Origin of the sequence: Streptomyces sp. MBT53, from assembly GCF_016654115.1 — a bacterium.
Classification (GTDB): Bacteria; Actinomycetota; Actinomycetes; order Streptomycetales; family Streptomycetaceae; genus Streptomyces.
In genome coordinates this window covers 1-7,420 of sequence record NZ_JAEQAZ010000298.1, presented here as the reverse complement: position 1 = coordinate 7,420, position 7,420 = coordinate 1, and the positions used below count along the sequence as shown (strand labels likewise).

General features: G+C 67.8%; 9 protein-coding genes. 5 read left to right on the top strand and 4 right to left on the bottom strand.

From position 1 onward, the window contains the following. On the bottom strand, nt 1–1,009 hold a 1,009-nt coding region (locus JHN45_RS48715; RefSeq protein ID WP_201055896.1), incomplete at its 3' end, for an NADP-dependent malic enzyme. 500 nt (nt 1,010–1,509) lie between these two features. On the opposite strand from JHN45_RS48715, the gene JHN45_RS48710 reads away from it, so the two are divergent. The 3 genes from JHN45_RS48710 to JHN45_RS48700 are packed head-to-tail and all read left to right on the top strand — an operon-like array spanning nt 1,510 to nt 4,241. Next, on the top strand, nt 1,510–2,466 hold the full coding sequence (locus JHN45_RS48710) for an ABC transporter substrate-binding protein (RefSeq protein WP_200710788.1): 957 nt from the start codon (nt 1,510–1,512) through the stop codon (nt 2,464–2,466). Between the two features lie 33 nt (nt 2,467–2,499). Next, on the top strand, nt 2,500–3,438 hold the full coding sequence (locus JHN45_RS48705; RefSeq protein ID WP_200710789.1) for an amino acid ABC transporter permease: 939 nt from the start codon (nt 2,500–2,502) through the stop codon (nt 3,436–3,438). A 50-nt stretch (nt 3,439–3,488) separates the two neighbouring features. Next, nucleotides 3,489–4,241 carry an amino acid ABC transporter ATP-binding protein gene (locus JHN45_RS48700; RefSeq protein ID WP_200710843.1) on the top strand — a complete coding sequence of 251 codons (753 nt, stop codon included), beginning with the start codon at nt 3,489–3,491 and terminating at the stop codon, nt 4,239–4,241. 65 nt (nt 4,242–4,306) lie between these two features. Here the strand turns inward: JHN45_RS48700 and JHN45_RS48695 are convergent, their stop codons facing one another. Both JHN45_RS48695 and JHN45_RS48690 read right to left on the bottom strand, forming a co-directional pair. Beyond that, nucleotides 4,307–4,750 (bottom strand): hypothetical protein, encoded by a 444-nt coding sequence (locus JHN45_RS48695; protein WP_201055894.1) that lies wholly within the window; start codon nt 4,748–4,750, stop codon nt 4,307–4,309. Between the two features lie 127 nt (nt 4,751–4,877). Continuing rightward, nucleotides 4,878–5,636 (bottom strand): trans-aconitate 2-methyltransferase, encoded by a 759-nt coding sequence (locus JHN45_RS48690; RefSeq protein WP_201055892.1) that lies wholly within the window; start codon nt 5,634–5,636, stop codon nt 4,878–4,880. Nucleotides 5,637–5,750: 114 nt separating this feature from the next. On the opposite strand from JHN45_RS48690, the gene JHN45_RS48685 reads away from it, so the two are divergent. Then, nucleotides 5,751–6,380, top strand: coding sequence for a CGNR zinc finger domain-containing protein (locus JHN45_RS48685; RefSeq protein ID WP_200710792.1), 630 nt, complete (start codon nt 5,751–5,753; stop codon nt 6,378–6,380). On the opposite strand, the gene sodX is transcribed toward JHN45_RS48685, so the two are convergent. Beyond that, nucleotides 6,284–6,718: a nickel-type superoxide dismutase maturation protease gene (gene sodX, locus JHN45_RS48680; RefSeq protein ID WP_201055890.1), complete on the bottom strand. Its 435-nt coding sequence runs from the start codon at nt 6,716–6,718 to the stop codon at nt 6,284–6,286. The two genes, JHN45_RS48685 and sodX, sit on opposite strands and share 97 nt — an antisense overlap. A gap of 145 nt (nt 6,719–6,863) precedes the next feature. Between sodX and sodN the strand changes: the two genes are divergently transcribed. Next, nucleotides 6,864–7,259, top strand: coding sequence for a superoxide dismutase, Ni (sodN, locus tag JHN45_RS48675; protein ID WP_019058247.1), 396 nt, complete (start codon nt 6,864–6,866; stop codon nt 7,257–7,259). Nucleotides 7,260–7,420 lie beyond the last annotated feature (161 nt).

Genomic DNA, 7,420 nt, shown 5'->3' with positions numbered 1-7,420 from the left:
CCAGCACGTTGTTGATCTGGTTCGGGAAGTCGGACCGGCCCGTGGCGACGACCGCCGCGTACTTGTGCGCCACGTCGGGGTGCACCTCGGGGTCGGGGTTGGCCATGGCGAAGACGAACGCGCCCTCGGCCATGGAGGCCACGGCCGGCTCCGGGACCGTACCGCCGGAGACGCCGATGAAGACGTCGGCACCTTCCAGCGCCGCTTCCAGCGTCCCGGAGAGCCCCGCCTTGTTGGTCAGCTCGGCCAGTTCCCGCTTGACGGGCGTGAGGTCGTCCCGGTCACGCGAGACGACACCCTTGCGGTCGGCGACCGCGACATCGCCGAGCCCGGCCTCCAGCAGGAACTTGGCGATGGCCACCCCGGCCGCGCCCGCGCCGGAGATGACGGCCCGCAGGTCGCCCAGCTCGCGGCCGGTCAGCTTCGCCGCGTTCCGCAGCGCGGCCAGCGTCACGATCGCCGTACCGTGCTGGTCGTCGTGGAAGACCGGGATGTCGAGCCGCTCCTGGAGCCTGCGCTCGATCTCGAAGCAGCGCGGCGCCGAGATGTCCTCCAGGTTGACGCCCCCGAAGGAGGGGGCGAGGCGCACCACGGTCTCGATGATCTCGTCGACGCCGGTGCAGGCCAGCGCGATCGGCACCGCGTCCACGCCGCCGAACTGCTTGAACAGGATCGCCTTGCCCTCCATGACGGGGAGGGAGGCCTCGGGACCGATGTCGCCGAGCCCGAGCACCGCCGTACCGTCCGTCACGACGGCGACCACGGACGACTTCCATGTGTAGTCGTGGACGAGTTCCGGCTGCTCGGCGATGGCGGTGCACACGCGCGCGACGCCGGGTGTGTACGCGAGGGACAGGTCGTCCTTGTCGCGGATCGGCACGGTGGCCTGCACGGCCATCTTGCCGCCGCGGTGCAGCGCGAACGCAGGATCGAAGGAATCGAGGGGCTCGGCCCCGCCGTCCTGATCCGTACTGCTGTCGCTGCGAGGATTGACGATCTCCGCTGCCACTTTGTCTTACCCCTTAGGTCTTCATTGATTTGAGGGTGGCCACTCCCTGGTGAGGGGTGGGCGGGCACCGCGCAGGGCCCAGAGAGTTGATGCGTACGAGCACCTGCGCGACGGGCGCGCCGCACACGCGCCCTGAGCCCCGGATGAGGGGTGTAAAGAACCTTCTTACCGGACGGACGGCACCGAGGACGAGTCCAATAGGCGCAAGGTCACATCTCGTCGGCCGGGGACGGAACGATGATCGATCACATCGTGAGACATGCCGAAGATCTTCCGGCCGGAAGGAGTGATTCCAGCAGATGGTTCGTGATCAGGGCGTCCTGATGTACCGACCTGATGCGTTTCGGGGTTCACCCGTTATCCGATTTTGACATAGGGAGTCCCCTGAATGGTTCAGTCCGAATGGCAAGATGCCCTAATCACACGAGGTCGCGACACCCGAAGGTGTGTGTTCTCGTCGACCCGTCGGCACCGCCATCCATCCGCCGGAGGAACCCACCATGACCGCACGCTTCACCCGTCGTACGACCGCCGCGCACACCCGGCTCACAGCGGTCGGTGCGATCGCGGTCGCCGGCGCCCTGCTGCTCACCGGCTGCGGTGACCAGACCAAGAAGAACAACGACTCCAGCAGCGCGTCCACCAGCTCGGCGCCGCTGGCCTCCAAGCTGCCCGCCTCGATCCGTAGCGCGGGGGTCGTCAAGGTCGGCTCGGACATCGCGTACGCGCCGGTCGAGTTCAAGGACAACTCCGGCAACGTCGTAGGCCTCGACCCCGACCTCGCGGCCGCCATGGGCAAGCAGCTCGGCGTGAAGTTCGAGTTCGAGAACGGCACGTTCGACGGCCTGCTCACCGGTCTGCGCTCCAACCGCTACGACATCGCCATGTCCGCGATGACGGACAACAAGAACCGGCAGAACGGTGTCGACCCCGACACCGGCAAGAAGGTCGGCGAGGGCGTCGACTTCGTCGACTACCTGACCGCCGGTGTCTCGATCTACACGCGCAAGGGCCAGACCGAGAACATCGCCTCGTGGGCCGACCTGTGCGGCAAGAAGCTCGCCGTCGAGCGCGGCACGGTCTCCGAGGACCTCGCCAAGTCCGAGTCGAAGAAGTGTACGGGCGGCAAGAAGATCACCATCGAGCCCTTCGACGACGACCAGCAGTCCCAGACCCGCCTGCGCTCCGGTGGTGCGGACGCGGCCTCCTCCGACTTCCCGGTCGCGGCCTACGCGGTGAAGACCTCCGGCGGCGGCAAGGACTTCCAGCTGGTCGGCGAGCAGGTCGAGGCGGCGCCGTACGGCATCGCGGTCGCCAAGAGCAACACCCAGCTGCGGGACGCGCTGCAGGCCGCGATGGACGCGGTGATCAAGAGCGGCGAGTACCAGAAGATCCTGACCAAGTGGGGCGCCGAGGACGGTGCCGTCAAGTCGTCCGTGATCAACGGCGGCAAGTGACCGCGGATCCGCCGTCGCTGAGAGGCAACATCCGTGACTACTGACATCGACCGGGCGCCGGGGCCGCAGGACACACCCCCGGCCGCCCCGGAGACCATCAAGGCCATTCCGGTCAAGCACTACGGGCGGTACATCTCGGCCGTCGTCGCGATCGCGATCCTGGTCTCGATCATCTACGCGTTCGGCAATGGCCAGATCAACTGGCATGCCGTACCGGACTACTTCTTCGACCACCGGATCATGACCGGTGTCTACAAGACCCTCCTGCTGACGGTCCTGTCGATGGTGATCGGCATCGTCGGCGGCATCGGCCTCGCGGTGATGCGGCTGTCGAAGAACCCGGTGACCTCGTCGATCGCCTGGTTCTACATCTGGTTCTTCCGCGGCACCCCGGTGCTGGTCCAGTTGTTCCTCTGGTTCAACCTGGGCCTGGTCTTCCACTACATCAACCTCGGGCCGATCTACAAGAACTACTGGTCCGCCTTCATGACGCCGCTGCTGACGGCACTGCTCGGCCTCGGCCTCAACGAGGCCGCGTACATGGCGGAGATCTGCCGCGCCGGCCTGCTCGCGGTCGACGAGGGCCAGACCGAGGCCTCGCACGCGCTGGGCATGAGCCACGCCAAGACGCTGCGCCGGATCGTGATCCCGCAGGCGATGCGGGTGATCGTGCCGCCGACGGGCAACGAAGTGATCAACATGCTGAAGACGACCTCGCTCGTGGCGGCCGTCCAGTATCCAGAACTATTCCGCTACGCCCAGGACATCGGCCAGAACTCCGGCGCCCCGGTGGAGATGTACTTCCTCGCCGCCGCCTGGTACCTGATCATGACGTCCGTCTTGAGCGTCGGGCAGTACTACGTCGAGCGGTACTACGCCCGCGGCTCCAGCCGCGCGCTGCCGCCGACCCCGCTCCAGAAGATCCGGGCGAACCTGCTGTCCATCGGCCGTCCGAAGGGAGCAGCGGCATGACCGACAAGCTCACCAAGACCGAGTCCGCCACGACCGACCCGTCGGTCCCGATGGTCAAGTCCGAGGGCGTCCACAAGTCGTTCGGCCCGGTCGAGGTGCTCAAGGGCATCGACCTGGAGGTGAAGTCCGGCGAGGTGTTCTGCCTCATCGGCCCCTCGGGTTCCGGCAAGTCGACCTTCCTGCGGTGCATCAACCACCTGGAGAAGATCAACGCCGGCCGGCTGTACGTCGACGGTGAACTCGTGGGCTACCGCCAACAGGGCGACAAGCTCTACGAGTTGCGCGATCGTGAGGTCGCGGTGAAGCGCCGGGACATCGGCATGGTCTTCCAGCGCTTCAACCTGTTCCCGCACATGACGGCCGTGGAGAACATCATCGAGGCGCCGGTGCAGGTCAGGGGCGTCAACAAGGGGCAGGCCAGGGAGCGCGCGATGCAGCTCCTGGAGCGGGTGGGGCTGTCGGACAAGGCGCAGAACTACCCCTCGCAGCTCTCCGGCGGCCAGCAGCAACGGGTCGCGATCGCGCGGGCGTTGGCGATGGACCCGAAGCTGATGCTCTTCGACGAGCCGACCTCGGCCCTCGACCCGGAGCTGGTCGGCGACGTCCTGGACGTCATGCGCGACCTCGCCGAGTCCGGCATGACGATGATCGTCGTGACGCACGAGATGGGCTTCGCCCGCGAGGTCGGCGACAGCCTCGTCTTCATGGACGGCGGTGTGGTGGTCGAATCCGGCCATCCGCGCGACGTCCTGACGAACCCTCAGCACGAGCGGACGCAGGGGTTCCTGTCCAAGGTGCTCTGACTCGTCCCCGACCAACGGCGGTTGCCGCCTGCCCCGGCCGGGGTGGGCGGCAACCGCCCTTCAGGTCAGCGCAGATTGAGCCAGGGGCTGCGCGGGGACAGGTTGCCCTCCGTCGTGACGCCGTACATGTGCACGAAGGTCGTGAACTGCTCTTTCCCCTTGAAGTCCGGGCCGTCGTAGCGCTTGTTGACCACCTTGCCCGTGGGGCACGGGTAGACCTTCTTGGAGACGATCTTCTCGCCGGTGGTGACGGCGGTGATCAGGATCTTGCACTTCGGGTGCTTCTTTCCCATGGAGACGATCGCGAAGGGGTGCCCCACCCGCGTGGCCTTCTTGCTCAGACAGGCCTTCCAGGTGATCAGGGTGGTGTCGTTGGGATACGTGTCCACGTCCGTGTACGAGTAGCACCCCCCGTTCCCCTCGGCGTAGGCCGTCGGCGCCGCGGTCGTTCCCGCGGCCGCCAGAGCCGCGCACATCGCTGCCACCGCAGCGGACCTCCTGAGCTGCATCGCGGGCTCGTCCTCTCCGTTCCCTGACGGCCCACCGGCCGCCCGTCGGCGGAGATCATTTCACGACGTTCGCCCATTTGCGCAAGTGAGCAACACCGCCGACACGCCAACAGCCGGAGAAGTCGGCCTACTTGAGCGCCAGCAGCAACGTGTCCGACGGCGAGCACCACACCGCCCGCGCCTCCCCGAACCCCTTCTCGCGCAGTACGCGCGCATGCCACGCGGCGGAGGGCATGTCGCCGTCGGCGTGCTCGCCGTAGATCTCGTAGCGGCGGGCCGTCGGTCCGGCGAGGGCCGGGTCCTGGGCGGCGAGCTGCCACCACTCGGCCCAGTCGAGGACGCCTTCGCGCTTGGCCCGATCCATGTGCGCGTGCCGCTGCGCCCGCTCGGCCGCGTTGATCCGTGGCGTCGACTCGTCGATCATGTGGTCCGCGTTCATGAAGACACCGCCGTCGCGGACGAGTCCCGCGACCTGACCGTAGAGGACCGCGAGGGGTTCGCTGTGCAGCCAGTGCAGGGCCGTGGCGGTGAGGACCGCGTCGTACGAGTCGTACGGCAGCGCCCTCGTCCACCCGGGGTCCTTGAGGTCGGCCGCGACGAAGGAGACCCGCTCGTCGCCCTCGAAGGTGCCGCGGGCGATGGCGAGGAGGGCGGGATCGAGGTCGACGCCGGTGCTGGTGGCGTTCGGGAAGCGGGCCAGCAGCCGGGCCGTGATGCTGCCGGTGCCGCAGGCGAGGTCGAGGACGCGCGGCTCGGGCCCGACGCTCGCCTCGACCATGTCGAGCATGATCCGGAAGCGGTCCTCCCGGTCGGGCATGTACCACTCCTGCTGCCGGTCCCAGCTCTCCTGCCAGGACTGCCAGTCTGTTCCGACACCGGTCGTCATGAGGATCCCCTGTCCACGCACTGTGGCAATGCCACTCTCGTAATACCCTGGAAGCACGATCAGCTGTTACCCGACCGCATCCACGACCATAGAGCGCCTCCGTAAGGACTACAAGTGGAACTGGCCTATTACTCGGACTATGCCGTTCGCCTCGTCAACACCGAGGAACCGGCCCGGGGCAAGGACGTCCTGACCTCGGTCGAGGCCGTACGGGACCTGTTCGGCACCAACAAGGAGGCGGCCCGCCGCGCCACCGACGCCGACGTCACGCGCTTCCGTTCGGTCCGGGGCCGGCTGCGGGCGGTCTTCCAGGCGGCCGACGACGGCGACGAGACCCTCTCCGTGAACCTGCTGAACTCACTCCTCCTGGAGTTCCCGGTCAGCCCCCAGATCTCCGGGCACAACTTCCGGGACGAGGACGGCCGCCCGCTGTGGCACATGCACCTCGCCGACCACCCGTCGAACGCGACCGCCGGCTACGCGGCCATCGCGGCGATGGGCCTGGCCTTCCACCTCACCGAGTACGGCGTCGACCGCCTGGGCCTGTGCGAGGCGCCCCCGTGCCGCAACGCCTACCTCGACACCTCGACCAACCGCTCCCGGCGCTACTGCTCGGACCGCTGCGCGACCCGCGCCAACGTGGCCGCCTACCGGGCCCGCAAGCGCCTGGAGGCCGACCGGTCGGAGAGCACGGGCCTGGCGGCCGAGAGCACCCAGCGGGCGAGCGCGAACGGCGAACGCTGACCGGGCTTGAGCGGCCGGTACCGGAAACGCACCCTGCCCAGCACCAGATCCTCGGGCACGGCGCCGTAGTCGGTACTGTCCCCGCCCGCGAACGCGTTGTCCCCGAGCACCCACCAGCCGCCGTCCCGCCGCTCCACGGCCCGCTTGACGACCAGCAGATCCTGCTGGAACGGATGCCGCAGCACGACGACGTCCCCGGGCCTGACCCTGGCGCCGTACTGCACCACGAGCAGATCCCCGTGGACCAGCGTCGGCACCATGGACGGCCCGGTCACCTCGGCCGTCCCGAAGGGCAGTACGGCCCTCCCGCGCTCGGTCTCCTGCGACAGCTCCGGCATCCCCGGCACCTCCCCGGTCCTATCCTCCACCAGTCTGAGTCCGACCCCGTACTTTTGTCCTAAGCCCATGGGGGCACTCGCGAAATCAGCTTCTCCAGGGAGTAATGTCCCACCTGAGAAGACGATCACGAGGAAGGAACGCTCCATGCTTTCCCGCCTGTTTGCCCCCAAGGTGAAGGTCAGCGCGCACTGCGACCTGCCCTGCGGTGTGTACGACCCGGCCCAGGCCCGCATCGAGGCGGAGTCGGTGAAGGCCGTGCAGGACAAGATGGCCGCCAACGACGACCCGCACTTCCAGGCGCGCGCCATCGTCATCAAGGAACAGCGCGCCGAGCTCGCGAAGCACCACGTCTCGGTGCTCTGGAGCGACTACTTCAAGCCCCCGCACTTCGAGAAGTACCCGGAGCTGCACCAGCTGGTCAACGACACCCTGAAGGCCCTCTCGGCCGCCAAGGCGTCCACCGACCCGGCGACGGGCCAGAAGGCGCTGGACTACATCGCCCAGATCGACAAGATCTTCTGGGAGACCAAGAAGGCCTGACCCACCCAACAGCCTTGGCCCGACCGGCGATCGGTGCACCATCGCGGGTCAGCGGGCAGGGGTCATCGGGTGTGTGCCACTGGGCATGATGAAGGGGCTCGACCGGTTCGCCGGGCGGGCCCCTTCGTCGTACTCCCGCCCCTTCCCACCCCGTGCCATCC

Bases quoted from the DNA above. Each gene is read 5' to 3' on its own strand.
- JHN45_RS48710 (WP_200710788.1), top strand. From the start codon at position 1,510: ATGACCGCACGCTTCACCCGTCGTACGACCGCCGCGCACACCCGGCTC.
- JHN45_RS48700 (WP_200710843.1), top strand. From the start codon at position 3,489: ATGGTCAAGTCCGAGGGCGTCCACAAGTCGTTCGGCCCGGTCGAGGTG.
- JHN45_RS48695 (WP_201055894.1), bottom strand. From the start codon at position 4,750: ATGCAGCTCAGGAGGTCCGCTGCGGTGGCAGCGATGTGCGCGGCTCTG.
- JHN45_RS48690 (WP_201055892.1), bottom strand. From the start codon at position 5,636: ATGACGACCGGTGTCGGAACAGACTGGCAGTCCTGGCAGGAGAGCTGG.
- sodX (WP_201055890.1), bottom strand. From the start codon at position 6,718: ATGCCGGAGCTGTCGCAGGAGACCGAGCGCGGGAGGGCCGTACTGCCC.
- sodN (WP_019058247.1), top strand. From the start codon at position 6,864: ATGCTTTCCCGCCTGTTTGCCCCCAAGGTGAAGGTCAGCGCGCACTGC.